This window comes from Metabacillus sp. GQ13, from assembly GCF_059758525.1.
In genome coordinates, this window is sequence record NZ_JCAXET010000005.1 from 201,771 (window position 1) to 228,021 (window position 26,251).

The following is a 26,251-nucleotide window of genomic DNA, read 5'->3' on the forward strand; positions in this document are numbered from 1 at the left end:
TTGACCGTAATGCTAGCTTTTGTTTTTAAAAACTTCGTTATTCTTTAAATGTAACGATAACATCACCCATATTTTCCATTTCTTCTGTTACAAGTGCCATAATTTTATTTGCAGACGATTTATCATGTTCTTTTGCCTTCACTGTAATTTTTACATTATTTCCATCCGCTCGAACAAGAGCATCATCATAGCCATGAGATCTAATTAATGTTTCCAGAAATGCTTCCTTTTGAGCCGCTTTATTTAAAGCTTCCATTTCGTCTTTAGCTTCACTTTTTTCATTCGCAGATGCCTCACTATTAGCAACGATTGAACCCAATTCTTCTTTTACTTTACTGCGGTGATCGTCTAATTCCAAACGTAATTCAGCGAATAACTCATCACTTGAAATACTTGAAATGACAGTCCCATCTTCTAGCTCTTCCGTTTGTACCTGACCTTCTTGTGCGTCAGTTCCTGTATCATCCTTGCTTTCATCACCCTTACCTTTATCTGCATCTTTATCTGTATCCTTTTCTGCATCTTTATCTTCTTCTACTGGTTGTTCTTCTTCAACTGGGGTCTCTTCTTCGGCAGGTTGTTCTTCTTTGGCTATAGGATTTTCACTTACCTCTTTTTCACTTACTTCCTTGTCATCTGTCATGACTAAATCGCTTGCTCCACCTTCAGGGGATGTTACGTAATATACCGATAACACCACCACTAAACTTAGCATTGTTAATAACCAGACTGTTTGTTTTTTTAACATCATCTATTCATCCTCCTTCATTTTTTTCGATGCTACAGCTACTCGATGACTTGGGACATCCAATACTCGTGTAACTGATTCAATAATGGTTTTCTTTATATGAATGTTGTCAGCACCACCGGCAACTATTAAGACTCCACGTATCTCAGGTTTTTTTGTTTGAATGATAATTGGAGTCTCTTTTTCACCATCTTGAATGATAACAACTTGGTTCTCGGTAGATTGATCTTCAACTTCTCTTTTGCCACCTTCACGGTCAGTTTCTTTCGTTACCTGACTTTGTGTGCCACTGTTTTTTTCAACAACCTTCTCTGCAGTGGCATCAACGTTCACAACTACAGATACACCACCAACACCAGAGATTGTTTCTAAAACTTCCTTTAATTGATTTTCATATTCCTCTTCATAATCAGAGATGGAGCCTGTTGTTTCTCCTTTTGTCTGTTTAAACACTTCTGTGCTATCTTCTTTCGGAGTAGAAGATACTGGTAAGCCATTTTTCAATTGTTCTTCATTTGTAAAAAGATTGCTAATGAGCATAAATGCTATGCCTAATATGAAAACAAGAATAAAATAATGATATTTTGACGGTTTCTTAGAGTCTGACTGGCTAAACAAAGACTTTAGCTTATGCAAAAACCCTTCTTTATTACTCATCTAATGACTCCTCCCCCCCTTCCAATTGTAGTGTGATTTTTTCTTCTTCTACTTCCCAAATTTCCGCAAGGTATATAATCATTTTCTCTTTATTTAGTTTCACTACTGGTTCTTCATTTAGTGATTCTTTTGCTGGATCAATTGATACAGGTTGAATGGCTTTAATTGCTTCATCACTTGCATCATGTTCTACTAGATTTCTTGTTAGGAATACCTCGATATGTTGGAGATCTTTTTGAGAGTTGATGTCATCTACATCTTCTGATTCGGAAAGAAGGATCTTATCAATAGTTACATCATAGTTTTGCACCAGCTCCTCTTTTGCCATCGATTTCATTTGGACAGCCATTTGTTCTAAAATATATGCACGTTGTGAAGCTTGTATTTCTTTTTTCTGAAATTCTATTAAATTTTTTGTTTCATGTCCCTCCGAATTTGCTCCAACTTTAAATTCCCTTAGTATTTCATTCATGTCTGTTGAGAATAATTTAAAAATTGGATTGATAATCACAATAATAAGTAGGAGGCTTATGACCATTTTTGCATACTTCTGCATCGATGAATTTGGAAGTAATAGATCAATGATCACTGCAAGTAAGATAAAAATGATTATATTAGTTATCCATTCTGTTAAAAATGACATTTTAGCCCCCCTATCTCATCATGATCGTTAGATTCCCTGCAGCTATAATGACTGTTATGCTTAAAAAGAACATGAGGGATACAATAGCCAGTGCAGCGAAAATATAGATGACACTCTTACTTATAATATCTAAGCAAGCAATTACAGGACCTCCCCCCAAAGGCTGTAAGATGGATGCAGCAAATTTATATATAAACGCAAGTGACAATACTTTTATTGCGGGAAATGCAGCAATACACAACAAGACAGCAACGCCAATTACACCAACTGTATTTTTTAGTAATATCGAAGCACTAATCACTGTATCTGTTGCATCGGTAAACATCCTACCTAGAACAGGAATAAAATTCCCTGTAATAAATTTAGCCGTTCGAATGGTTATCCCATCAGTTACTGCCGCAGAAGCTCCTTGAACTGAGATAACACCTAAAAAGATTGTCAAAAATGAAGCTAAAAGTCCAATGCTAATATTTCTTAGGAGTCCAGCTAATTGTGTCACTTTATATTGATCAGTTAAGGTGCTCACGATATTTAGTAATGCTGAAAGAAACAGAAGGGGCAACACGACATTTTGAATTAACAATCCACTCGTATTCATTAAGAAAATGATCACTGGGTGAAAAAACGCTGCTGAAACTAATCCACCTGAAGAAGCCATTAAAGCCAATAGAAGAGGGATTAACGCAAGGATGAAGTTGGTCATTGATTGAATAGCATCATTTGTATATTGAATAGCTACATGAAAACTATTTAGAGCGATGATAATTAACACCATATACACGAGTGCATAGGCAACCTTACTAACTGCACTTTGGTTAAACGCATTTTGTAATAATTGCAGAAGCATACTAAAGACAGTAAGTAAGATTAATGTCCCTAATAGTTTCCCATTTGCAATTAGTTCATGAAATAAGTATTTCAGAAACGCTTTCATCCATTCCTGAACACTTAATTCCTTTTCACCACTTAAAAATTGATAGAGGCTTCCTTTTTGACTTTCAGGTAGAAATCCTCCATATTCCGTCATAACAGCATCCCAATAACTCTTAACTTCATTAATATCAAGTCTCTCAACTTGATCTTCGACAATCGTAGCAGGGTCAGGGCTCTTCGTTTCTGTTTCTTCCGTTTGTTGAGGTGACGAAACAGCTTGTACATTTATTGGGATTATTAGGGCAATAGAAATAAGAATAAGAATGAGATATGTTCGCATTCATTCACCTCCAACTTTGTGAAGAACCCCTTATGAGTCCACTTCTTTACTCAAATAGAGTTATTTTACGAGTTTTCGTTTTATTCTTGCTAACTAACTTCCTACTTTTATTTTAACCTGGAATCATTTCTAGAACGGTTTCAATAATAACTGTTAGAATCGGAATTGCCATTGTTAAAATTAAAATTTTTCCTCCCATTTCAATCTTTGAAGCGATGGCGCCTTGTCCAGCATCTTTCGTGATTTGTGCACCAAATTCAGCGATATAAGCTATACCGATTATTTTTAAAATGGTTTCAACATAGATAAGATTCACGCTCGCATTTAAGGCGATCCGTTCAACCATTCGAATAATTTCATATACTTGATCGATTAAAAACAAAAAAATAACACAACCTACAAATACAACGAGCATAAAAGCAAAGGTGGGCTTTTGCTCCTTTACGATAAGGGCAAGAAAGGTAGTAATCAATCCAAGCCCAACGATTTGAATGATTTCGATAAGTAGCCCCCCTTACCCTTGAAAAAGAAATACAGATTTGATCTTTTTAAATAAATCGTCAACAATTGTTGCTACCATGAACAAAATATATATAAACCCAATTAGTGTGACCCACTGTGCATATTCTTTTTTTCCCATTTGATCTAAAATTGTGTGAAGGAATGCAACGACGATTCCTATACCGGCAATTTGAAAGATCATGTTTATATCCACGCCCATTGCGACTTCTCCCTTCGACTACTACATCAATAAAATGACTAAAAGCAATCCTGAAAGCACACCTAAACTTTTCATCATTCGTTCATATCGATTTTGCCGGTCAATCGCATCTGCTTCTTCCCTTTCTAAATGCGATAGTGCTAACTTTATATGCTTTTGCTGGGAGATTCGATCATGTTGGCCAAGTGTTTCTCCAAATTGTTTGAGTACTTCATATTCACCTTGTTTAAATGCTGTGAAGCGCCAAACATCTTTCAAACTTTCCTCCCAAGCTCCCTTTACACTTGTATGGCCCTTCACTAGCTTGTTTGAAAATTGCTCAAAAAACCATGATAGGGGCTTTGGTAATTGTGTTGAAATATTTTTCGCGGCAATTATTAATGATGTATGTCCATACATAATTTCAGCTTCTAATGATTGAAGCGCTACCTTCAACTGTCTAAGCTGCCTTGTTCTTTCACTTAAATGCTTGGCGGCTTCAAAGCCCGCCCAGGTTGTAGCGAGAATAATAAGTAACGCTCCCATCCACTTAATCATTTAGGTCACGCTTCCTTCTATACGGATATGTTCACCACATTTATCAAGAATTTGTTGTACTGTTCCCGGTCCATCTTTTCTAGATAATTCCATATAGCGGTCGAACACATTTGATTCAAATAGCAACTTCAAGGTAGGACGAGCGATAAGTTCACTGGTACGGTACCCGTGCACAGTAACAAATAATTGAACTCCGGCATGAACAGCCTCCATGACTGCTTCTGCGTCTTCTCTGGTACCAATCTCATCGACAACCAATACATCCGGACTCATAGAACGGATCATCATCATCATACCCTCTGCTTTTGGACACGCATCAAGGACATCAATTCGTTCACCGAGTTGATGTTGAGGGACACCATTTACACAACCTGCTATCTCTGAACGTTCATCTACTATCCCTACTTTATTTGATTGAATCTGCTGGTGACCACTGCTGATGACTCTAGCAAAATCTCGAAGCAATGTTGTTTTCCCCGTTTGTGGTGGTCCGATAATTAATGTATTTAACCATTTTTCTTTATATAGATAAGGAATGTACTGTTCAGCTATTCCTAGTTTCTCTTTAGCAATTCGAATATTGAAAGATGTCACATCACGAATCGCTTTGACTCGTCCATTTTCTGTAATCACTCTACCAGAAAGACCTACACGATGACCGCCACGAACAGTTATATAGCCCTTTTTCAGCTCTTCCTCTAAGGTATAAATAGAATAATGACTAAGTTCATTCAATAGATTAATAGCATCTTCATACGTCGCAACATATGAAAGAAACACAGGCTTGCCCAATATGATTACTTCAACTCGTTTCATCACCCGAATACGAATCTCTTCCATTCGGGCCAAACTAGCAGGATGAATCGTTTCTATTTGATTCCTAATTGATTCTGGAAGCATTTCAATTATTTCCTTCATACCGCTTCCTCCTCGTTATCATTTCGTTACTTTCAATGTATGCAGGCTTGACCATGATCATGACTAATTGTCAGGTAGTATTGTCCTTGGCTAATATCTAATGCCACTATTAACTCTCAGCACTTCTATCTTTTATGCTAACGATCATTTATAAATACCAAATAAAATAAAAAACACGCCAAGACCAATAAAAAGTAATTTAGCATATGATAATTGATCTGCAATATGGAAAATACCTATCGTCATCGTAATAATAAAAATAACAGGCCCGATAATTGCTAGTAATGAGTTAATCGTTACGGCCTTTTTAACATCATTGAACATGAGCATTAAAATTGCAGCAGTTAATTCGATTGATGCTGAAAAAAATCGTAAACCTGCCATTGCTAAAACTGTAGAATCAAAATGGGAAAAAAAACGTCTCATGTGTACCTCCTATAATACGGTTTGTACAACATATGCTAGAAGAAGGAGATTTAGACAACTCATGAATGAAATCATTTGTATTCTTAAACATTTTTTCTAGAAAAATTGGTAAGTGAAAGTAGTTGGAATAGGAAAGCAGTAGAGGTTGGATTTACGGATTGTCATTTTGTTCTGGAGAAGAGTTCAATTAGTGATTTCCTCAATATATCTAATAAACCTTTTTGAGTTATCACTCTAAAAAAGATGAACTTACATAATCAAAAAATCCAATAAAAAAAGCAGCACCAGAGTGGCACCACTTTTTTTCCTTATATTATGCACGTGAAACGTAAGATGCTTCATTTGTATTAATAATAAGTCGATCTCCTTGATTAACGAAGAATGGAACTTGGACAGATAATCCAGTTTCCAATACAGCTGTTTTTGTACCACCGGATGAAGTATCACCTTTAATTCCAGGTTCTGTTTCAGCAACCTCTAATATAACGGTATTTGGTAATTCAATACCTAATGTTTCTGTACCGAACATCATAATTTGAATTTCCATGTTTTCGGTTAAGAATTTTAATTCATACTCAATTTGAGATGATTGTATTTCAATTTGATCATATGATTCAGTATCCATGAATGCATGTTGATCTCCACTTGCATAAAGGTATTGCATTTTTCGTGTTTCAATTTGAGCCTTTGCGACTTTTTCGCCTGCACGGAAAGTTTTCTCTTGTACTGCTCCTGTGCGAAGGTTACGAAGTTTTGATCGAACAAAAGCTGCACCTTTACCAGGTTTTACATGTTGGAAATCCATTACTCTCCATATTCCATTATCAACCTCAATTGTAAGCCCTGTTTTAAAATCGTTTACTGAAATCATGAAATGTCCTCCTAAATTAACTAACTAACACTCAAGAACATTAATAGTTCTTGGTAGTATGTTTTACCGTTTACAAAATAATAAGGTTCTTTGGTGAATGAGAAAGTGATTCATTGCCGATTTCTGTCACAACAGTGTCATCTTCTATTCTAACGCCACCTAGGTCCGCTATGTAAATACCAGGTTCAACTGTCACAACCATTCCAGGTTTAAGGATTGTCTCAGATCTGAATGATAGTGCAGGACTTTCATGCACTTCCATCCCTAGACCATGACCTGTTGAATGGCCAAAATACTCCCCAAATCCTTGCTCTGTTATATAATCCCGTGTAAGAGCATCCGCCTCTTTACCCGTCATTCCTGGTTTTATACCATTCATACCGCGTAATTGTGCCTCCAAGACGGTTGCATAAATTTTCTTTAACTCATCACTCGGTTCTCCAACAGCAAATGTTCTGGTAATGTCGGAGCAGTAACCCTTATAGTATGCACCAAAATCAAGTGTAACAAAATCACCGTTTTCAATCACTTTATCACTAGCTACTCCATGAGGTAAGGCAGATCGATACCCTGAAGCTACAATAATATCAAATGATGAAGAAACTGCACCATTTTTCCTCATAAAAAATTCAAGCTCATTTGCCACTTCGATTTCTTTTAATCCTGGTCTAACATAGGTTAGAATATGTTTATACGCAGCATCAGCAATCTCCGTAGCTTCCTTTAATATCTTAATCTCTGCTGGAGACTTAATCAAGCGTAACTTTTCTACTGCACCTGATACAGGGACAAACTCAGCAGTTCTTATTGATTTTTTGTATGAAGAATAAGCCTGATATGTAAGATGGTCTTGCTCAAAACCTAGCTTTTTAATACCTAGTTTTTTAACGATAGTCGCAACTTCTTCTATTATAGTACCGGTATGTTGAACAATATCATACTCTTTAATTTGTTTAGCTGCCTGCTCGGTATATCGAAAATCTGTAATGAACACAGCTTGATCCTCAGAAATAACGGCAACCCCTGCAGTTCCAGTAAAGCCTGTCATGTATCTACGATTAAATTCACTTGTAATTAACAGTCCATCAATAGACAAGTCCTTAAAGCGATTGCGGATAAGATCTAATTTCATCATTTAGTTCCTCCTATTCTATCCTTTAGTGCTAACAGTGCGAGTTCATACCCCTTAAAACCTAAGCCGATAATTTGTCCTACTGTTACAGGAGCTGTTATAGATGTGTGACGAAACTCTTCTCTTGCATGCACATTTGATATATGCACCTCAACTACTGGAAGTGTAACGCTTGCAATAGCATCACGAATCGCATAACTGTAATGTGTAAACGCACCAGGATTTAAGACAATTCCATCATATTGCCCTTCTGCCTCATGAATGGCATCGATAATATCACCTTCATGATTCGATTGGAAACATGTAATATCAATTTGTTCAATCTCTCCAAGAGCTAACAAATCCTTTTCTAGATCTGTTAATGTTTTGGATCCATAAATTTCTGGTTCACGCAACCCTAGCCTATTTAAATTCGGTCCATTTATCACTAATGTCTTCATATAATTACTACACCTCTTTTCAATTGTTATACGATTAAGAATAAAAGGCTGTTTTCTTTTAGATTAATGTCCTTCTGATACAATACAGCACAAGAAACTTAGCATTTCCTGGACAAATAAAAAAGAATGTCCAACTAATGAACATTCTATCATATCTAAACATACTCACACTATTTTTTATTAACTGTTACTTACATTTAGCTCATTATAGTCAAACGAAATTGAGTACCCAACAAAAACACCGTATAAAATATAAAGACAAATAGTCGTTACAAGAGTACTCCTTGGTAATTCAAAAACAGATTGCAAATCTGGGAACATTGGGTTTAATAGAAAAAAGACAAGTCCCCATAACGCTGCACCATAAATCATTCCGACATACATCGATTTGAATTTCTTAAATACGCCATAATATATTAATGCAACACCGATCGATAATACACCAATAAGGGCAATCCCGATGAATTCCCCGAGAGTACCACTTTTCCAATTCCCAACTGCAATAGGCTGGAGAATCAGATTTGGACTAATTTTTGTGAAATTTAATATTGAAGCCAAGTATGCTAACAAACTCCAAAACACTCCGCCAATAAAACCTATTACAATCACTTTACCAATTTGAGAAGTAGGTTTTTCTTTTTTATTTTGCTCCAACTCCGGATTTTCATTACCCTCATTTTCATCACCTATATTTTCTTTATATTCCGCCATAATTACACCTCCATTACTACTATGTCCACTTTTTCATCAGACATGTTTTCAACCGATTTTTTTATAAATGTTGCTCTAAAGTTTATTTGTATATGTAGGTATTTGTACTTAGTATTGTGTCTTGATCCATGTGCCATCGGCTCGAGAGAAATAATTAAACCCATATCATAAGACATTCCATCCAGACCTTTAACCAGCGCAACCTTCCAACTGGCATGTCTTATACTTGTCGCCGATAAACGTGCTTCTTTCTTTACTTATATCAAGAAACAAAATTACATGTCTAGTAATGAAAAGCATGGGTATAATGTAAATAAAGGGATAATTCCCAGAAAAATTATCATTTACGGATGAAGCCAATTTGCACGACATTCCCTATAATAACGCAAACATGAAGGGAATTTTATTCTTAAAAATAAGATCCGTTCAAAAAGTGCACATAATTTTAATCTTAACCACTCTATTCTGAACATCACTCTAGAGGTTTCGCTATAAATTCTGTATTATAGAGATAATAGTTAAACACTGTTTTATGTTGTTGACTGAAATAATCAGAATAGATAGGTTGGTGTCACATGTCAAATCAAAAAAAGCCCGCATATGGTGGGCAAGCTGTTATTGAGGGAGTTATGTTTGGCGGCAAACATCATTATGTAACAGCTATTCGAAGAAATGATCAATCCATTGATTATTATCATTTACCCAGAAAAAAACAGCCTGTCCTATCAAAATTGAAAAAGATTCCATTCGTTAGAGGCATTATTGCGATTATAGAATCAAGCGCCAACGGTTCAAAACATTTGAATTTTGCTACAGAACGTTATGAAGTTGATCCTAAAGATGACGCAAAGTTAAATGAAGATAAAAGTCAACAAGATTCTAAACTAACAATGTGGCTTGGGATCGCTGCAATTGGGGTACTTTCCTTTTTCCTTGGAAAAGTTATCTTCACGCTTCTTCCTGTCTTTTTGGCAACCTTTATGCGACCTTTGGTTCCATCGGATTTCGGGCAAATTCTTGTAGAAGGCGCTTTCAAACTTTTGCTTCTATTAGCATATATATATGCTATATCGTTTACACCGCTAATTAAACGTGTGTTTCAATATCACGGTGCAGAACATAAAGTAATCAATGCCTACGAAAACAATTTACCACTTACAGTTGCTAACGTACAAGACAGCTCTCGATTACACTTTAGATGTGGAAGCAGCTTTATTATATTTACAGTAATTGTTGGGGTTTTTGTTTATACCCTTGTTCCCTTAGATCCATTATGGTTACGAGTTGCCAACCGTTTGGCATTAATACCAGTTGTTCTAGGAATCTCTTTTGAGGTACTACAATTAACCAATAAACTCCGTGATGTTCCTATTTTACGTTATTTAGGTTACCCTGGTCTTTGGCTACAGTTATTAACAACGAAAGAACCCTCTGATGATCAGGTCGATGTAGCAATTGCAAGCTTTAATGAGCTAATGCGTATGGAAAAGGAAACTGAATCAGCATTAGCTGAAAAAATCGTTTAAGTTGGCATATTTTTACCGTTACGCTGAAGAATATCATCTTATCGTTTATCATATGAAGGAAAACGGACGAAGCAAAACGAATGGGTAGCTCTGAAATTGGATATACCCCTTATTGCTCCATCCCCTTCATTTTTGATATAGCATTACTTGTAAATAAACTATGATTGGTATCTTTTCTTGGAGGTGGTTTAATGAATCGTCGTGTGATAAATGGAATCGTCTTTGCAATTATTTTATTAGGTGCTGTTGGACTGATTACAATACTAGTATCTAATCCAATGTGGTTAATAAAACAGATCGCCATATACGCTGCAATAGCTGGTATAATTTATCTTATTTATCGACTATATATCAGAAAGCGAATGGGTGGCAAAGAATATTCTTCCTATGCCAAAGCGGCCAAAAAATCAAAAAGACGTTTTAACGACAATCGCGCCTTTACTTCAAACGTTAAAAATATTTCGCAGGCAAAAAGATCAATAAAAACCTCTGCTATAAAAAAGAAAAAACAACCATCACATTTAACAGTGATAGAAGGGAAAAAAGGCAAAAAGAAAAACCGAGCGTTATTTTAATTACACAGAATCGTTTTAATAATTGAAATATAGTAAATTGTTTGCATTTCAGGTATTACTCTAATAGGACCAACTTTTTAAAAATTCCTTGGTTTTACTTCTTCCTAGCTCAATTAGAGCTAGTTTTTTTTGTTCATTTAGTTCAAACTCAGTAGAAATAATGTGGTCTACAGGTAAAAATACAATGTCTTTCTCATGTCTACTAGAAATATGTCTACTGTCGTGTGCATCCTTCATGGTCTCAAATAACGCCCCATACATATCAAAGGCATTATTAATCTTTCTTTTTGGTCGTTCCTGTTCGTCCGAACTAAGCTTGATACCAAGAACTGGCCTTGTTTTAAAAGGCTCTTTATTTTGGTAAAATAACCATATTGGGAAATTACTTAGTACACCACCATCAACAATAATATTAACACCAGTTGAAGATGCAAGCCTTACAGGCTCAAAAAAGTAAGGTATGCTGCTGCTCATTCGGACAGCTCTCGCTACTGAAAATGATTCAGGGTTTATCCCATATCTATGAAGATCATCTGGTAAAACAATTAAACGTCCATTCGTTAAGTCAGAAGCAACAACTCTCAATGAATTAGCTGGAATATCTGCAAAAGTTGAAATCCCCTTTTGTTTTAGTTTTGCAATAAGCCATTCTTCAAGTTTATTTCCTCTATATAAGCCAAGCTTCCAGTATAACGAAATCCATTTTGTTAAGAGAAATGGTAGGAAAGATTTTCGTTCATCAAGAAACATCTTTAAATCAACTTCATCCATCATTTCTAAAATTTCTTCACCTTTATATCCAGCGACAATAAAGGCAGCGATAATTGAACCTGCACTCGTTCCCGCTAAACACTTGAATTCCAGACCTTTTTCTTCAACTGCTTGATAAGCACCGATCAGTGCGAAACCTTTAATACCACCACCTGAGAAAACACCATCAATGTACATTGTCTTCCCCTCCTACTTTATAGTGTAAGAACAAAGAAGATAAAATAGACCAATCTAAATACCAAAGTTGGCAAATCACAAGGCCATTTCAACTGGACATTCTGGAATGTTTTATTAAGAGAGAAACCGTCTCATTACTCTTAACTCCTGTTAAGTAACCCACTGATAAAACATGATCTAATTAATTTCCTTTAACACGATCAACCTGATATCTATAGCTGTTAATTCGGGGTTGATCGTGCCTATTCGTTACTTCATTTTAGGATCTAATACATCTCTTAACCCATCCCCCATTAAATTAAATCCTAACACTGTTAACATAATCGCAAGTCCCGGAAAAAAAAGTGTCCATGGTGCTTGGACTAAATATTGTTTTGAATCAGCCAACATTTTCCCCCATTCTGGCGCCGGTGCCTGAGCACCTAACCCTAGAAAACCTAATGCTGCTGCTTCAATTATTGCTGTTGCGATTGCAAGTGTTCCTTGTACAATAATAGGTGTCATACTATTAGGCAGGATATGTCGAAGTAATATTCTGGCATCCTTCATTCCAACTGCTCTGGCAGCCATTATATATTCTTCATGTTTCACGCTAAGCACTTTTGACCTAACAAGTCTTCCAAAATTCGGAATGTTTATAATCGCTATAGCTATTAATGCATTTTGTAAGGATGGACCCAGGATCGCTACCACTGCAATTGCTAATAAAATACTTGGGAAAGCTAACAAAATATCAAATATCCGTGAGATAACAGTATCTACCCACTTACCATAATAACCCGCGATAACCCCTAGCATTGTACCGACTATAGCGGAACCTAAGACTGAAATGAAACCAATCCATAATGAAATTCTTGCTCCGTAAACAATTCTCGAAAAAATATCTCTGCCAAAGTCATCTGTGCCAAAAAAATGTTCACTTGATGGTGCTAGCAACCGTTTTGATAGTTCCTGCTCCCTAAATCCATATGGTGCTATTAAAGGGGCAAGGATCGCTAGGATGACAAAAAAGATAACAATCCCTAATCCGAAGACTGCTAATTTATTGTTACAAAAGGATTGCCAAGCTTCTTTCCATGGAGATGTTACATCGTCTTCTACATTTGATATCCTCAACCTTGAAGTGTTATTCGATAGCTCTGCCATCGTTTAATCACCCCTCTTTCTGTTATTTTTGGTACTTTATACGTGGGTCTATTACTGCATATAATAAATCTACTATAAGGTTAATTACCACAAAAATGGTAGCAATAATAAGAATTCCAGACTGTATAACCGGATAATCTCGATATCCAATGGCATCATAGAGATACCTCCCGATACCTGGCCAGCCAAAAATCGTTTCGGTTAAAATCGCTCCCCCTAACAACAAACCTGTTTGTAATCCAATAACCGTTAAAACAGGGATAATTGCATTTCTCAGAGCATGCTTATACACCACCCAGAACATAGATACACCCTTTGCTCTTGCTGTACGAATATAATCTGATTTCATTACCTCGAGCATTGAAGATCGAGTCATTCTTGCAATGATTGCCATAGGTATTGTTGCTAACGCCAAGCTTGGCAAAATTAAATGCTGAACTACCTGACCAAATTGATCAAATCTCCAGTGAAGTAATGTGTCAATTAAATAAATATTGGTTATCGCCATAACTGGGTCACGAACATTTTCCCTCCCTGTAGTCGGGAGCCAACCTAATTCAATAGAAAATGCCCATTGCTCCATTAAACCCAACCAGAATATCGGCATTGAAACACCTACAAGCGCTAATATCATAGCAAGATAATCAAACCATGATTTTGAAAACCACGCACTGATAATTCCTGCATTCACACCAATAAAAATAGCGATAATCATTGCTACAAATGCCAATTCAATCGTTGCTGCTAAATAAGGCCATATCTCTTCATTAATAGGGCCTCTCGTTCTAAGTGATGTCCCCAAGTCTCCCGTAAATAGCTCTTTAATGTAATCAACATATTGGGTATACCAAGGTTTATCTAGACCTAATTCACTTGTTAGGGTAGCAATAGCCTCCTTCGTTGCCTTTTGACCTAGAATGACCTGTGCAGGATTACCAGGTATCGCCCGTATAATAGCAAAAACAATAAATGTCATACCTAGTAAAACAGGTAGCAATGAGCATATACGACGTACAGTATATGTAAACATGTAATCACCTCTCATTTAACAAAGTATTAATATTTACACCTCTGCTGTTTTACATATCTAAAACAATTGATTAACATTGGTCATAGAAAAAAACGTGGCTACAAAAGGAGAGCCCAAAAGCTCCCCTCTCCTTGAACATTATTTAAACTCAACTTTTGTAAATGCTTCTGAACCTGTAGGATGTGGTAAATAGTTGACAATATCACTCGTTCCAGCAAGTAATGGAGTTGAATGAACGAGTGGAACCCAAGGAGCATCCTCATGAATTATTTCTTGAGCTTGTTTGTATAAGTCATTACGATTATTTTGGTCTATCTCTGTTTGGGCTTTAATAAGTACCTCATGCAAGTCATCATTACTATAAAAAGAATAATTGTTACTTCCTATACTATCTTTATCTAGTAATGTATATAGGAAGTTATCTGGATCACCGTTATCACCTGTCCAACCTAACATATAGGCATCAAACTCACCTTTTACTGCCTTATCTAGATACGTCGCCCAATCTACTGATTGAATTTCTGCTTTGACTCCTATTTCAGCAAAAGATGCCTGGATCACCTCAGCCACTTTCATCCCCTCTGGCATATAAGGACGTGCAACAGGCATTGCCCATAGATCCATTTCAAAACCATCTGGATAACCAGCTTCCGTTAATAGCTGTTTTGCTTTATCAAGATCAAAGGGATAATCCTTGATCGAATCATTATATCCTTCAACCGATGGTGGGAGCGGATTTTTAGCAACCTCTGCTTTTCCACCATAGAACGCGTCGATAATTGATTGTTTGTCAATTGCATGACTCAAAGCCTGGCGAACAAGTTTATTATCAAATGGTGGTCGGTTCGTGGTAAACCCAATATAACCCACGTTCATTGAAGGACGCTCAATTAATTGGAGATTATCATTACTTGTGACCATAGTTTCATCGGCATTGTTCACACCATCTATCAGATCGATTTCACCATTTACTAACGCGTTAAGACGTGCGGTGTTTTCCGGAATAACTCGGAAAATAACTTGGTTCAGTTTCGGGTAGTCTGGTAACCAATAATCTTCATTTTTTTCAAGAACAATTCGATCATTCTGTTTCCATTCAACAAACTTAAATGGGCCAGTTCCAACAGGATTCTCTCTATATTTATCTCCAAATTTCTCTATAGCAGCAGGACTAGAAATTCCAAATGGAGACATTGCTAGATTTTTTAAAAAAGGAGCCTGTGGTCTATTTAGAACAAATTGGACAGTATATTCATCTGTTGCATTTACTTCTTTAATCACGTGACCATCCTCACCTTGGTAGCCACCAAACATTGTATAATAAGGAAAATCGTCCTCATTTCCCTGCATCCAACGATTAAAATTAAATAGGACTGCCTCAGCATTAAAGTCTGTACCATCATGAAATTTCACCCCTTGACGAAGGGTTAATGTATAGGTGAGTGCATCATCAGATACTTCCCACTTTTCAGCAAGACCTGGATGTAACGTCGTATCTTGGTCTCCATACTCTAGCAAGGTCTCAAAGATATTCTCCGTTACCTTGAATGTTTCCCCTTCTGTCGTGCTTATTGGATCAAGTGAAGTTGAATCCCCTCCACGACCAAATACCAGTGTATCTTTCTTTTTGTCGTTATTTGCAGGTGTTGCTTCCTTGCCATCTGTTTCTTGATTTGAATTACTACAGCCGACGAGTAGTAGGGTTAAGGCCAAAAACGATACAAGGAACACTTTACATAACTTCTTTGTCATTCACGCATACCCCCAGATTTATTTTTTTATCATAATTGTTGCAAGTCAATCATTGTATAAGTGACAGGCAACATAATGACCATCTAAACTACGGTATTCTGGTCTTGACGTTTTACAAATTTCGATACTTTCTGAACACCTAGTGTGGAAAGCACAACCTGAAGGTGGATTTGAAGGACTTGGGATTTCACCTTCGATCTTAATGACATCTCGTTTTCTATCCGGATCAAGGATAGGGACTGAAGCGAGAAGTGCTTTTGTATATGGATGCATTGCATTTTCATAAAGTTCCTCACTATCCGCTAATTCAATTAATCTTCCTAGATACATCACACCAACACGGTCACTTATATGCCGTACAACACCTAGGTCATGGGCAATAAATAGTATGGTAAGCTGGAACTCTTTTTGAATATCTTTCAGTAAGTTTAGAATCTGTGCTTGAATGGAAACATCTAAAGCAGATACAGGTTCATCAGCAATGACTAATTTAGGTCTTGTCATCAATGCTTTTGCAATCCCTATCCGTTGCCTTTGTCCGCCACTGAATTGATGTGGGTATCTTCTCTTATGAAAACTACCTAGCCCAACAATCTCCAACATTTCTTCCACTTTCTTTTTCCGTTCATCTTTTCCACATATTCCATGAACAATTAGCGGTTCTTCTAGTATTTTTTCAATGGTGTCTCTCGGATTTAATGAAGCATATGGGTCTTGAAAAACCATTTGAATATCTCTACGAATTTTCCTAAGTTCTTTTTTTGACATACTCGTAATCTCTTGATTTTCAAAAAGAACCTGTCCACCACTAGCATCTAATAGACGTAAAAGCAGCCGCCCTGTCGTTGATTTACCACACCCACTTTCCCCAACGATTCCCAATGTTTCGCCTTTCTTCACAAAAAACGAAACGTCATCGACTGCCTTTACTTCACCTATTTTTTTATCAAAAATCCCACCTGTTATAGGAAAATATTTCTTCAAACCATTTACCTCAAGAAGTAGTTCCGACAAATTCATTCTCCTCCTCAGCAGTTGAATGTAGGAAGCATCGAACATCGTGGCCTTGATTTGCCATTTTGTATAACTTTGGTGCTTCTTCATGACAACGCTTAAACATTTCCTCACATCTAGCTGCAAATTGACAACCCTGTTTAACGCTTCCAGGTCTAGGTACATTACCAGGAATGCTATATAAGCGATCTGACCTTTTTCTTAAATCTGGAACCGATTTTAATAAACCCTTTGTATAAGGATGCTTCGGTTCCTTTAAAATAGTACGGACGTCCCCTTGTTCGACAATTTGACCAGCATACAGAACGATCACCCGGTCACAAATTTCCGCAACAACACCTAAATCATGCGTAATGAGAAGAATTGATGTATTAGTTTGTTTGTTAAGGTCCTTCATAAGAGTTAATATTTGCGCTTGAATGGTTACATCAAGTGCTGTTGTTGGTTCATCTGCTATCAAAAGTTCAGGATTACAGGCCATCGCCATTGCAATCATTACCCTTTGTCGCATTCCACCTGAGAGCTGGTGTGGGTATTCTTTAATAATTTGTTCAGCTCTTGGAATCCCTACTAATGTAATCAAATCAATAGATCGCTTATGGGCTTCTACTTTTGATAGATTCGTATGTAATCGGAGTGCTTCTATCAATTGATTCCCAACTGAAAATAAAGGATTTAATGATGTCATAGGCTCTTGAAAAATCATCGATATTTGATTACCTCTAATTTTCCTCATTTCCTGTTCGTTTAACTTAGTTAAATCTCTTCCTTCAAATACAATTTCACCCTGTACAATTTCTCCGGGAGGACATGGAATAAGCCCCATAATTGATAGTGATGTAACGCTTTTTCCACTACCTGATTCACCTACAATTCCTACTATCTCTCCTTTAACTAAATCAATACTAATCCCGTTTACTGCAGGTATTAATTTTTTATCCGTAAGAAAAGACACTTTCAAATTCTTTATTTGCAGAATTGGTCTATTCACACCATCACCTCCTCCTATATTGAAAAACTTATCATTATTAAAATATAACAAATTGGAATATGGACAATTATGACACATTCTTTTTTCCTTCATTGCCAAAACTTGTCGGATAGGTTCAATAACTTTTCGACAATCGATTTAGTCCTATTTATTGCTTTAAAGCACTTTCACTTTAAAGAGTTAGTTCACAGGAGTCTCCTTTGTTCAATAAAAGATCTGCAATTATCCTCTTAATTAAGCTCCGTCAAAAAGTTTTTTCAGAAAAATAATTACAATAGTATTTTTCTCCCGGATCTATTATGTGAAAATCGTCTCTAATCAGAATTTCAACAAAAAAATGCCGTACTAGTAGTTTCACCTACAAGTACGGCATTTTCATTTATACTATTTTATTGTTCTTCATTATTTTTTTGGATGTTTCGTAATGTATCCACTCTTTGTTCATTATCTTCAAAGTATTGAACAAGGTCACCTATGCGGTCGATTGCATTCCAACTCAAATGATGCTCAATTCCTTCAACATCATTATAGATCTTATCTTCATCAACGCCAATAATTTTTAAGAATTGTTCAAGCAATTCATGGCGATAGACAAGACGTTTCCCTGTCTTTTTCCCTTTTACAGTTAAAACAAGTCCACGATACTTCTCATAGATTAAATATTCATCTTTATCTAATTTTTGAACCATCTTTGTGACTGAGGAGGGATGAACAGCCAATGCTTCTGCAATGTCTGAAACACGAGCATATCCTTTATCTTCTATTAATAAATATATTTGTTCTATATAATCTTCCATGCTGGGTGTTGGCATGCGGTCCCCTCCAAATTGCCGTTCTTTTGATAACGAAATCATATTAATTTTACATGAGAATAACTTCCTTTACAAGGGATACAAACAGTAATAAGCAAAAGCTCAAGCTCCTGTTCAGTCCCGATAATCATAAGACACTTATAAATAGAAATGTTCTTTTATCTTCAATTCATTAGTGGCTTATGCGAGGGACTGGCACCGTCTCTTTCAAAGTCAGACCACTGGATCTGGATGTCGAAAGCGCTTATCCACAGTATAAAAAATTTTAATTTCATATACTTTAAAAAGAGCCTGACATAGTCAGACCCTTTTTACGAAAAAATTATAAACCACATTTCAGCTGAGCACCACAGCTAGTACATGTATTACATCCGCCTAGATCCTCTACAGTGCCTTCACGACAAACAGGACATTTATCGCCAACTTCATTGCCGATTGTTACATCTGTCGAGCGTAAGGCATTGATTGTATCGACAAGAACGACTTTTCCTTTTTCTTTAGGTTCAACTGATTCCTCAGTCTCGTCAAATGTGTTTTCTTCTGCTTTCAATGTTAGCACTTGAGTGTCACGACTTCCATCTACATAAACTGTACCACCTTTGGCACCACCATTATATAAACGCTCGTAAACTTTCTCAACTTGTTCTACTGTATAACCTTTTGGAGCATTAACTGTTTTACTTATTGAACTATCAATCCAACGTTGGATCACACATTGTACATCTGCATGTGCTTCTGGCGCTAGTTCCATTGCAGATACGAACCATGATGGTAGGTTGTTAGTGTCTGCTTCTGGATGTTGATCTAAATATTCTTGAACGATATCTGCTTTTACCTCTATAAACTTCCCAAGACGACCACTACGGAAGTAAGAGAACGAGAAATAAGGCTCTAAACCTGTTGAAACGCCAACCATTGTTCCTGTGGATCCAGTTGGAGCAACAGTTAATAGATGTGAATTTCGAATTCCGTACTCTTTGACACCTTCTAATATATCAGAAGGCATTTTACTCATAAATCCAGTTTGTGTAAATGCTTCACGTAGACTATTCGTGTCAGTATTTTCTTTGCCAACTAAGAAAGGAAAACTTCCCTTTTCTTTCGCAAGGTCAATTGAAGTTCGATAAGCTGACGTTGCAATTGTTTCAAATACTTGATCAACTAATTGATTGCCTTCTTCAGACCCATACTCAGTTTCACAATAAATAAGCAGATCATGTAAGCCCATTACACCAAGTCCAACACGACGCTCACCAAGTGCTTGATGTTTGTTTTCCGCTAAGAAATATGGTGTAGCATCAATGACATTATCCTGCATTCTTACACCGACTTCTACTGTGTTACGCAGTTTCTCAAAATCAACCGTTTTTGTTTCTTTGTTTACCATTTCTGCTAGGTTTACAGCAGCTAAGTTACAAACTGAATATGGTGCGAGAGGTTGTTCTCCACATGGATTCGTTGCAACAACTTGTTGTCCGTATGCTTTCGCATTTGTCATTTCATTCGCATTATCAATAAAGAAGATACCAGGCTCTGCTGAGTATGTTGCACAAATATTGATTAAATTCCAAAGTTCTTTCGCTTTAATTTTGCGATACGTACGAATTTTATACCCTTGCTTTTCCCATTCACGTACATCTCCAACCTTATACCAATTTTCATTGTACTCGTTCATGGTTTCTTTATTATAGCTCTCGACATCTGGAAAGCGTAAATCATAGTCCTCATCATTTTCAACAGCATCCATAAAGTCCTTAGTTAAGGTAATAGATATGTTTGCTCCTGTTAAAAACTCTGAATTATGAACACTGTAAGTACCACCTGTACGGAGCTTAACTTCTGCATCTTTAATAACTTTTTCACTAAATCCACCTGTACCTGGTATTTGTTTATAATTGATAATTCCTTGATACATATCAATTTCATGTTGTGTTAGAGGAGTGAATTTAAGTCGATCCTGTGCATATTTTTTTATTGCTTCATCTTTCGTGTTTTCAATTAGAAAACGAAGAATTCTTGGGTTTTGCATCTTTGAAATAATAAATTCAATAATGTCTGGATGCCAGTCAGCGAGCATGATCATTTGTGCTCCTCTGCGGCTTCCTCCTTGTTCGACTAGATGTGTTAATTTCGCAATATCATCTAACCAAGAAACCGAACCACTTGACTTACCATTTACTCCACGAGCTAGGGTGTTACGAGGTCGTAAAGTTGACCCATTTGTTCCAACACCACCACCGCGACTCATGATTTCCATGACTTGCTTACGATGCTCTGAAATCCCTTCGCGTGAATCCTTAACAAATGGCATCACATAACAATTAAAATAGGTAACATCTGTTCCAGCACCAGCTCCGTATAAAACACGCCCTGCTGGAATAAAGTTCAAGTTTACTAACTCTTGATAAAACTTTTCAAACCACTCTTTCCGTTTTTCCTCAGTTGTTTCCACCGATGCTAATCCCGTTGCATTACGTTTTGCAATTTGTTCGTAAAAGATTTCAAGTGGTTTCTCAATGACGTCTAACGAGCGATTAACAATACCTGTTTCCATTTCCTCAGGTTTGTCTAAAGAATGGCGATACTCTTCATCAATTAGTACATTTGCTGTTTTAGCTTGCCAATCTATATCTTTAATGTAGCCAAGTCCTCTAGCTGGGAACTTAGGATCCTCTTTAATTGTGAGAACAACAAAGTCACCTTCAGATAGTGTGATTTTCTCGGTATCCTTAAACGTGTAACGATCAAGCATAACAAGTCTTGAAACACCTTGGTGGGTTAATTTCATATCATTTGTAATTGGATGGACCTGTGAAAATGCAGAAATATCATTATTTAATTTCTGTACATTTAAAACCATCTTCTGCTCAGTAACAACAGTCATTAAAACAACTCCTCTATATCTCTCTCTATTAAATCTTCTGTTAATTTATCATAACGCCCTACAAAAATCAATATATAGTATCTCTTTTTTTACCCTTAATACTATATATAGTTTTTAGGTCAACTTATACCTAGTTTGTCAAATCACTAACTTATTAAAAAGCAAAGGAAAAACGCATTTGAACAAGATTTCGACCTGAAAATAACGATTTTTGAAGGATTTTGTCACTTGCATTGATTTTTTAATGACAAAATGTTGATTCATATAGGATTAGCTAACATATTTGTCGAAAAAAATTCTTCGTCACTAGTACTTTACCTTTACTTTATAATCTCAAACTAAAAATAACCAAATGATTTAAAAGTACATAAGATAAGTGCAACCACCAAGGTTGCACCTTTTTTCTTCTTATCTTTTAAAATTCCATTCATCACTTTGATACTTGTCTTTCGCGATCTTTTCAACCTTTTCATTCTCTTCTTTTGTCAATTGATAGAGTTCTAATTCGATATTGAGGCCCTCTTCAAAACCTTTTTTGAAAGCGAGCTTTGCTTCATCTACTTTTACTGGTTTTTCACGGAGCTTATTCGTTGCAACGGCTTTATTTTTAAAGGCACGCTGCATTCTCTCTCTAACTCTGTCATTAGGATACTTGAATAAATCAAATAACATATTTTCATCAAGATCTAACAAGATCGATCCATGTTGTAAAATAACACCTTTTTGCCGAGTTTGAGCGCTTCCGGCTACCTTACGACCTTCGACGACAAGCTCGTACCATGAAGGTGCATCAAAGCATACAGCTGATCGAGGAGATTTCAATCCTTGCTTTTCCTCATCTGTACGTGGAATCGAGAAGTAGGCATCCAAACCTAGATTTTTAAAGCCAGCTAATATTCCCTCTGAAATAACACGATATGCCTCTGTCACCGTTTTTGGCATATCAGGATGCTCCTCTGAAACAATTACACTATAAGTAAGTTCTTGGTCATGGAGAACACCACGACCACCTGTAGGTCTCCTTACAAAACCTAAACCATATTTTTTCACAGCATCTAAATTGATTTCTTTTTCGACTTTCTGAAAATAGCCAACCGATAGTGTCGCTGGGTTCCATCCGTAAAACCTAATGGTTGGTGGAATCTTCCCCTCACTATGCCACTCTAATAATGCTTCATCTAGTGCCATGTTATATGCTGGCGAGCAATTACCAGAATCAATATATCGCCAAATTTCCTTTGCCATATCGTAGCCCTTCTTTGTTTAAGTAATTTTACTTTTTTAGTCTAACAGAACAAGACATAGAAGAAAATATTATTGCGTTGTTTCTAATGACTTTTGAGACAAGCTCTTATATAATAATAGAAGTCCACAAAAGAGATCTTATCCATTATCAACCTATAGTAATTTTAGCATTCTTAGACAATCATCAATATGAAGAAATGATTAGATTTCACTATGAACACACTTAAATTAGGAGTGTATCGATCTATTCTATACACTTATTTATTAAGGCTCTTTTCTAAAAGTTTGTTGCTCTAATACTAATAAAAATCGGCTTTTGGATTTTTATTATCTAAATTGAAGCGATCTCCAGTGGGATATCAGAGTCATTTAACGAAAAGAGCACGAAGATAGGCTGAATACGTAAAGATTTACTTATTACGAAAACAACAATCTTTGCAAAAACAGCCTTTATTAAACAACATATAAAAGGGGTCGAGGTTTTTGACAACATCAACATGGTTACTCATTATATTAGCAGCAGCAATTATTGGTTACTCTGCTTTTACATTTCTCTATCAACGAAAAATCATGAAACATCTGACAGAAGAAGAATTTCGAGCTGGTTACCGGAAGGCTCAACTGATTGATGTTCGTGAACCTAATGAATACGAAGGTGGACATATATTAGGAGCAAGAAACATACCTTTATCTCAAATGCGCCAACGTTACAAAGAGATTCGTCAAGATCAAGCTGTTTATTTCTATTGCCAAAATACTGTTCGTAGTGGTCGTGCAGCACAAATGTTAAAAAGAAAAGGATATAGTAATATAAACTGCCTTAAAGGTGGATTTAAAGGTTGGACAGGTAAGGTTAAAAGAAAAAAATAAAATTACGCGATTATCTTTACCAAGTACTTTCCTTCTTGGTAAAGAAATATTATACTTTTATATAATCAGGTTAGCTACTGTAAACTAGCTAACCTTTTTTCTGCATGTTACTTTTCGTTTTTTTTGCTACATAACGCTACCATAGGGTATATAGAGAAAATACTAGCAGGAAAAAAATAATTGGAGGAGTCTCAAATTGTTCATTGCCATACTGTTTTTTCTATTGATGTCTTTTTTCTTATCTGGAAGTGAGACAGCATTAACTGCTGTTAATAAGATGAAGATAAAAACAAATGCAGAAAACGACGACATTAAGTCAAAGAAATTACTAAAGCTTATCTCAAAACCGGATGAATTGATTACCGGTATCTTAATTGGTAACAACATATCAAACATTATGCTACCTACATTAGTAACAATTGTTGCAATTGAGTATGACTATAATGTTGGGATAGCAACAGGAATCTTAACAGTAGTCTTAATTGTATTTGCTGAAGTATTACCGAAATCGATTGCAGCATCATTTGCTGATAAGATTTCTTATATTGTGTTTCCAATAATCAATGTGCTTTTATTTATTTTCAAGCCGTTAATATTTTTACTTTCTAGATTTACTAGGTTTGTGATCAGAATGCTCTCAAAAAACGAACCAGAATCCGTATCGGTCTCGAGAGAAGAATTAATCACGATGGTAAACATTGCAACCTCTGAAGGCACTCTACAAAATGAAGAAACCCAACTTATTAAAGGAGCAATTGATTTTTATGATTTAGACGTTCGTGATGCACTTAAAACACCTCGAACCGAAATTCAAGGGATTGCTTATGATTCTAGCTTTCATGAAGCTCGTGAATCTGTTTTAAATGGAAGTCATACACGTTTCCCTGTTTATAAGGAAAATATGGATCATATAGTTGGTGTATTACATTCAAAATCTTTACTAACATGGTCACTAGAACCAATGAAAAAACTCGAAGACTTCATTGATAATGATCCACTTTTTGTATTCGAATTCCACTCGATCGAGAAAGTATTTAAATTAATGCTTAAAAAGCGCAGGCACTTAGCTATCGTCTTAGATGAGTATGGTGGGACAAAAGGAATTATTAGTCATGAAGATATTATTGAGGCAATGATTGGGCAGGATATTAATGATGAGACAGACGAAGACGAAGAAATTTTAATTGATGAATTAACCGATTCCCATATCATTTGTAATGGTAAATTAGCGTTGCGAAGATTAAATGAAGTATTCAAAACTAAAATCCCAGAGGAAGAAGATATTCTGAGCGGCTTTCTACTGAAAGAGATGGGACGATTCCCATTAAAGGGTGAGACCTATGAATATCATCATCTTCATTTTGAAATTCTCTCTGTCGAAGAAACGAAATTAAAAAAAATAAAGATCATTAAGAAAACAGCACCAGGAGATAATTTATAAGCTAACTTTAAACGAACCTATCAATTGGACTATTTATCATATTCAATTGATAGGTTCTTTAGTTGGAGAGTTTACTTTGCTGCTATTCCGATAAATTGTTTGATAAATGATAATCCGGATTTTTGCCCTTGTTTCATTCGCTCTTGTCTATCTTGGTGTTGTTTGATAAATGCCAGAAATCTTTCCTCACGATCATCCGTTTGTTTTTGAACCAGTTCGCGTTCCTCACGTATTTCTTCCTTATACATTGCTCTTTCTATTTCAGAAGTACTTGATAATGTTCCAATCATTTCTTGTACATCAGAAAATTCAATTCTTGCAACCTCAGTTTGCAATTTAGCAGTATCCGCTACTTTCTTTGTAATAGTTTGTACCACATTTCTCTCTAATTGATTCAAACGAGCATCAAACTTTAAAAGTTCTTGTACGTCTGTTGACTCGATAAAAGCTGTAATTTTCGCTAATGACTCTTTTATATCTGTAACAGATTCTTCATTAATTGTAGATTTCAATATGTTTGGACGCTGTTGATTTTGTAATATCTGATTAATTGTATCAGTATCCATATTGTTATCCTTTAGCGATTTAATTTTTCGAAGCATTTCAATATTTTCAGCGGTTACTAATCTTGCGTTTCGCTCGTCCCTTTTAATCGAAACAAACTCTGAGAATTCCTCTTCCCATTTCTTTATTATATAAACTTTCTCCCCCACTATTGATGCAGCCTTTGAAATGGTTACAAACATATTTGACATTAAATCCACCAACCCTTTTCATCTTTTTGTTAAACCTGTGAATACTTAAGAAAGAATCATCGTGACATCAACAAAAGACAACATACCTGAATACTTTATAACTTAGTCATTCTTCATTGACCATACTCTTTACCTTCAAGTCGACAAAGCTTCTAAAAACTAGTCATAATGTTAGTTGTTCTTCATGTATTCGGCAAAAACGGCAAAAAAAACTGACTTGTAACAGGAATTAATCCTTTTACAGT

27 protein-coding genes are annotated in these 26,251 nt (G+C 36.0%); 4 read left to right on the plus strand and 23 right to left on the minus strand.

Annotated elements, in window-relative coordinates; translation table 11 throughout:
* Positions 1 to 37: 37 nt before the first annotated feature.
* From AC6CHR_RS08015 to AC6CHR_RS08075, 13 genes are all read right to left on the minus strand, one after another.
* A complete protein-coding gene (locus AC6CHR_RS08015) occupies positions 38 to 748 on the minus strand; it encodes a SpoIIIAH-like family protein (RefSeq protein ID WP_498248203.1) in 711 nt (236 codons plus the stop codon).
* Positions 749 to 751: 3 nt separating this feature from the next.
* Positions 752 to 1,405 carry a stage III sporulation protein AG gene (gene spoIIIAG, locus AC6CHR_RS08020; protein ID WP_498248068.1) on the minus strand — a complete coding sequence of 218 codons (654 nt, stop codon included), beginning with the start codon at positions 1,403 to 1,405 and terminating at the stop codon, positions 752 to 754.
* A complete protein-coding gene (spoIIIAF, locus tag AC6CHR_RS08025) occupies positions 1,398 to 2,048 on the minus strand; it encodes a stage III sporulation protein AF (protein WP_498248069.1) in 651 nt (216 codons plus the stop codon). The genes spoIIIAG and spoIIIAF overlap by 8 nt, the downstream gene beginning before the upstream one ends.
* A gap of 10 nt (positions 2,049 to 2,058) precedes the next feature.
* Positions 2,059 to 3,261: a stage III sporulation protein AE gene (spoIIIAE, locus tag AC6CHR_RS08030; RefSeq protein WP_498248070.1), complete on the minus strand. Its 1,203-nt coding sequence runs from the start codon at positions 3,259 to 3,261 to the stop codon at positions 2,059 to 2,061.
* 112 nt (positions 3,262 to 3,373) lie between these two features.
* The gene (gene spoIIIAD / locus AC6CHR_RS08035) at positions 3,374 to 3,763 is read right to left on the minus strand and encodes a stage III sporulation protein AD (protein WP_498248204.1); all 390 of its coding nucleotides are present in this window, start codon (positions 3,761 to 3,763) and stop codon (positions 3,374 to 3,376) included.
* A gap of 12 nt (positions 3,764 to 3,775) precedes the next feature.
* A complete protein-coding gene (gene spoIIIAC / locus AC6CHR_RS08040) occupies positions 3,776 to 3,982 on the minus strand; it encodes a stage III sporulation protein AC (protein WP_498248071.1) in 207 nt (68 codons plus the stop codon).
* Between the two features lie 21 nt (positions 3,983 to 4,003).
* Positions 4,004 to 4,519 carry a stage III sporulation protein SpoIIIAB gene (spoIIIAB, locus tag AC6CHR_RS08045; protein ID WP_498248072.1) on the minus strand — a complete coding sequence of 172 codons (516 nt, stop codon included), beginning with the start codon at positions 4,517 to 4,519 and terminating at the stop codon, positions 4,004 to 4,006.
* Entirely contained in the window at positions 4,520 to 5,437 is a 918-nt protein-coding gene (gene spoIIIAA, locus AC6CHR_RS08050) for a stage III sporulation protein AA (RefSeq protein ID WP_498248073.1), read from the minus strand.
* A gap of 144 nt (positions 5,438 to 5,581) precedes the next feature.
* Positions 5,582 to 5,863: a YqhV family protein gene (locus AC6CHR_RS08055; protein ID WP_498248074.1), complete on the minus strand. Its 282-nt coding sequence runs from the start codon at positions 5,861 to 5,863 to the stop codon at positions 5,582 to 5,584.
* Positions 5,864 to 6,176: 313 nt separating this feature from the next.
* Positions 6,177 to 6,734: an elongation factor P gene (gene efp, locus AC6CHR_RS08060; RefSeq protein WP_498248075.1), complete on the minus strand. Its 558-nt coding sequence runs from the start codon at positions 6,732 to 6,734 to the stop codon at positions 6,177 to 6,179.
* Positions 6,735 to 6,804: 70 nt separating this feature from the next.
* Positions 6,805 to 7,869: a M24 family metallopeptidase gene (locus AC6CHR_RS08065; RefSeq protein WP_498248076.1), complete on the minus strand. Its 1,065-nt coding sequence runs from the start codon at positions 7,867 to 7,869 to the stop codon at positions 6,805 to 6,807.
* Positions 7,866 to 8,306, minus strand: a complete 441-nt coding sequence (gene aroQ / locus AC6CHR_RS08070; protein WP_498248077.1) for a type II 3-dehydroquinate dehydratase — start codon at positions 8,304 to 8,306, stop codon at positions 7,866 to 7,868. Before aroQ ends, AC6CHR_RS08065 begins: the two co-directional genes overlap by 4 nt.
* A gap of 180 nt (positions 8,307 to 8,486) precedes the next feature.
* Positions 8,487 to 9,017, minus strand: a complete 531-nt coding sequence (locus AC6CHR_RS08075) for a YqhR family membrane protein (protein WP_498248078.1) — start codon at positions 9,015 to 9,017, stop codon at positions 8,487 to 8,489.
* Between the two features lie 575 nt (positions 9,018 to 9,592).
* Here AC6CHR_RS08075 and AC6CHR_RS08080 point away from each other — a divergent pair.
* A complete protein-coding gene (locus tag AC6CHR_RS08080) occupies positions 9,593 to 10,543 on the plus strand; it encodes a DUF1385 domain-containing protein (RefSeq protein ID WP_498248079.1) in 951 nt (316 codons plus the stop codon).
* Between the two features lie 191 nt (positions 10,544 to 10,734).
* Complete coding sequence (locus AC6CHR_RS08085) at positions 10,735 to 11,118, plus strand: SA1362 family protein (RefSeq protein WP_498248080.1); 384 nt, start codon at positions 10,735 to 10,737, stop codon at positions 11,116 to 11,118.
* A gap of 60 nt (positions 11,119 to 11,178) precedes the next feature.
* Here the strand turns inward: AC6CHR_RS08085 and AC6CHR_RS08090 are convergent, their stop codons facing one another.
* From AC6CHR_RS08090 to AC6CHR_RS08130, 9 genes are all read right to left on the minus strand, one after another.
* Positions 11,179 to 12,066, minus strand: a complete 888-nt coding sequence (locus tag AC6CHR_RS08090) for a patatin-like phospholipase family protein (RefSeq protein WP_498248081.1) — start codon at positions 12,064 to 12,066, stop codon at positions 11,179 to 11,181.
* Between the two features lie 249 nt (positions 12,067 to 12,315).
* A complete protein-coding gene (nikC, locus tag AC6CHR_RS08095) occupies positions 12,316 to 13,212 on the minus strand; it encodes a nickel transporter permease (protein WP_498248082.1) in 897 nt (298 codons plus the stop codon).
* 22 nt (positions 13,213 to 13,234) lie between these two features.
* Entirely contained in the window at positions 13,235 to 14,242 is a 1,008-nt protein-coding gene (locus AC6CHR_RS08100) for an ABC transporter permease (protein ID WP_498248083.1), read from the minus strand.
* Positions 14,243 to 14,380: 138 nt separating this feature from the next.
* The gene (locus tag AC6CHR_RS08105) at positions 14,381 to 15,994 is read right to left on the minus strand and encodes an ABC transporter substrate-binding protein (protein ID WP_498248084.1); all 1,614 of its coding nucleotides are present in this window, start codon (positions 15,992 to 15,994) and stop codon (positions 14,381 to 14,383) included.
* A gap of 45 nt (positions 15,995 to 16,039) precedes the next feature.
* Positions 16,040 to 17,008: an ABC transporter ATP-binding protein gene (locus AC6CHR_RS08110; protein WP_498248085.1), complete on the minus strand. Its 969-nt coding sequence runs from the start codon at positions 17,006 to 17,008 to the stop codon at positions 16,040 to 16,042.
* Positions 16,989 to 17,999, minus strand: a complete 1,011-nt coding sequence (locus AC6CHR_RS08115; protein ID WP_498248086.1) for an ABC transporter ATP-binding protein — start codon at positions 17,997 to 17,999, stop codon at positions 16,989 to 16,991. Before AC6CHR_RS08115 ends, AC6CHR_RS08110 begins: the two co-directional genes overlap by 20 nt.
* 389 nt (positions 18,000 to 18,388) lie before the next feature.
* Positions 18,389 to 18,811 (minus strand): transcriptional regulator MntR, encoded by a 423-nt coding sequence (gene mntR, locus AC6CHR_RS08120; RefSeq protein ID WP_498248087.1) that lies wholly within the window; start codon positions 18,809 to 18,811, stop codon positions 18,389 to 18,391.
* A 322-nt stretch (positions 18,812 to 19,133) separates the two neighbouring features.
* Positions 19,134 to 21,695 carry a vitamin B12-dependent ribonucleotide reductase gene (locus tag AC6CHR_RS08125; RefSeq protein WP_498248088.1) on the minus strand — a complete coding sequence of 854 codons (2,562 nt, stop codon included), beginning with the start codon at positions 21,693 to 21,695 and terminating at the stop codon, positions 19,134 to 19,136.
* Positions 21,696 to 22,103: 408 nt separating this feature from the next.
* On the minus strand, positions 22,104 to 22,940 hold the full coding sequence (locus AC6CHR_RS08130; protein ID WP_498248089.1) for a lipoate--protein ligase family protein: 837 nt from the start codon (positions 22,938 to 22,940) through the stop codon (positions 22,104 to 22,106).
* Positions 22,941 to 23,423: 483 nt separating this feature from the next.
* Here AC6CHR_RS08130 and AC6CHR_RS08135 point away from each other — a divergent pair, with 483 nt between their 5' ends.
* Positions 23,424 to 23,810, plus strand: coding sequence for a rhodanese-like domain-containing protein (locus AC6CHR_RS08135; protein ID WP_498248090.1), 387 nt, complete (start codon positions 23,424 to 23,426; stop codon positions 23,808 to 23,810).
* Positions 23,811 to 24,006: 196 nt separating this feature from the next.
* Entirely contained in the window at positions 24,007 to 25,251 is a 1,245-nt protein-coding gene (locus AC6CHR_RS08140; protein ID WP_498248091.1) for a hemolysin family protein, read from the plus strand.
* Positions 25,252 to 25,322: 71 nt separating this feature from the next.
* On the opposite strand, the gene AC6CHR_RS08145 is transcribed toward AC6CHR_RS08140, so the two are convergent.
* On the minus strand, positions 25,323 to 26,006 hold the full coding sequence (locus AC6CHR_RS08145; protein ID WP_498248092.1) for a helix-turn-helix domain-containing protein: 684 nt from the start codon (positions 26,004 to 26,006) through the stop codon (positions 25,323 to 25,325).
* Positions 26,007 to 26,251 lie beyond the last annotated feature (245 nt).

Excerpts from the sequence above, each read along its gene's own strand:
- nikC (WP_498248082.1), bottom strand. The coding sequence starts at position 13,212 with ATGGCAGAGCTATCGAATAACACTTCAAGGTTGAGGATATCAAATGTA.
- AC6CHR_RS08065 (WP_498248076.1), bottom strand. The coding sequence starts at position 7,869 with ATGATGAAATTAGATCTTATCCGCAATCGCTTTAAGGACTTGTCTATT.
- mntR (WP_498248087.1), bottom strand. The coding sequence starts at position 18,811 with ATGCCAACACCCAGCATGGAAGATTATATAGAACAAATATATTTATTA.
- AC6CHR_RS08100 (WP_498248083.1), bottom strand. The coding sequence starts at position 14,242 with ATGTTTACATATACTGTACGTCGTATATGCTCATTGCTACCTGTTTTA.
- AC6CHR_RS08125 (WP_498248088.1), bottom strand. The coding sequence starts at position 21,695 with ATGACTGTTGTTACTGAGCAGAAGATGGTTTTAAATGTACAGAAATTA.
- AC6CHR_RS08075 (WP_498248078.1), bottom strand. The coding sequence starts at position 9,017 with ATGGCGGAATATAAAGAAAATATAGGTGATGAAAATGAGGGTAATGAA.
- spoIIIAA (WP_498248073.1), bottom strand. The coding sequence starts at position 5,437 with ATGAAGGAAATAATTGAAATGCTTCCAGAATCAATTAGGAATCAAATA.
- spoIIIAG (WP_498248068.1), bottom strand. The coding sequence starts at position 1,405 with ATGAGTAATAAAGAAGGGTTTTTGCATAAGCTAAAGTCTTTGTTTAGC.
- spoIIIAF (WP_498248069.1), bottom strand. The coding sequence starts at position 2,048 with ATGTCATTTTTAACAGAATGGATAACTAATATAATCATTTTTATCTTA.
- AC6CHR_RS08130 (WP_498248089.1), bottom strand. The coding sequence starts at position 22,940 with ATGGCAAAGGAAATTTGGCGATATATTGATTCTGGTAATTGCTCGCCA.
- efp (WP_498248075.1), bottom strand. The coding sequence starts at position 6,734 with ATGATTTCAGTAAACGATTTTAAAACAGGGCTTACAATTGAGGTTGAT.
- AC6CHR_RS08105 (WP_498248084.1), bottom strand. The coding sequence starts at position 15,994 with ATGACAAAGAAGTTATGTAAAGTGTTCCTTGTATCGTTTTTGGCCTTA.
- AC6CHR_RS08080 (WP_498248079.1), top strand. The coding sequence starts at position 9,593 with ATGTCAAATCAAAAAAAGCCCGCATATGGTGGGCAAGCTGTTATTGAG.
- spoIIIAC (WP_498248071.1), bottom strand. The coding sequence starts at position 3,982 with ATGGGCGTGGATATAAACATGATCTTTCAAATTGCCGGTATAGGAATC.
- AC6CHR_RS08090 (WP_498248081.1), bottom strand. The coding sequence starts at position 12,066 with ATGTACATTGATGGTGTTTTCTCAGGTGGTGGTATTAAAGGTTTCGCA.
- AC6CHR_RS08015 (WP_498248203.1), bottom strand. The coding sequence starts at position 748 with ATGTTAAAAAAACAAACAGTCTGGTTATTAACAATGCTAAGTTTAGTG.
- AC6CHR_RS08085 (WP_498248080.1), top strand. The coding sequence starts at position 10,735 with ATGAATCGTCGTGTGATAAATGGAATCGTCTTTGCAATTATTTTATTA.
- spoIIIAE (WP_498248070.1), bottom strand. The coding sequence starts at position 3,261 with ATGCGAACATATCTCATTCTTATTCTTATTTCTATTGCCCTAATAATC.
- AC6CHR_RS08145 (WP_498248092.1), bottom strand. The coding sequence starts at position 26,006 with ATGTCAAATATGTTTGTAACCATTTCAAAGGCTGCATCAATAGTGGGG.
- spoIIIAB (WP_498248072.1), bottom strand. The coding sequence starts at position 4,519 with ATGATTAAGTGGATGGGAGCGTTACTTATTATTCTCGCTACAACCTGG.
- aroQ (WP_498248077.1), bottom strand. The coding sequence starts at position 8,306 with ATGAAGACATTAGTGATAAATGGACCGAATTTAAATAGGCTAGGGTTG.
- AC6CHR_RS08055 (WP_498248074.1), bottom strand. The coding sequence starts at position 5,863 with ATGAGACGTTTTTTTTCCCATTTTGATTCTACAGTTTTAGCAATGGCA.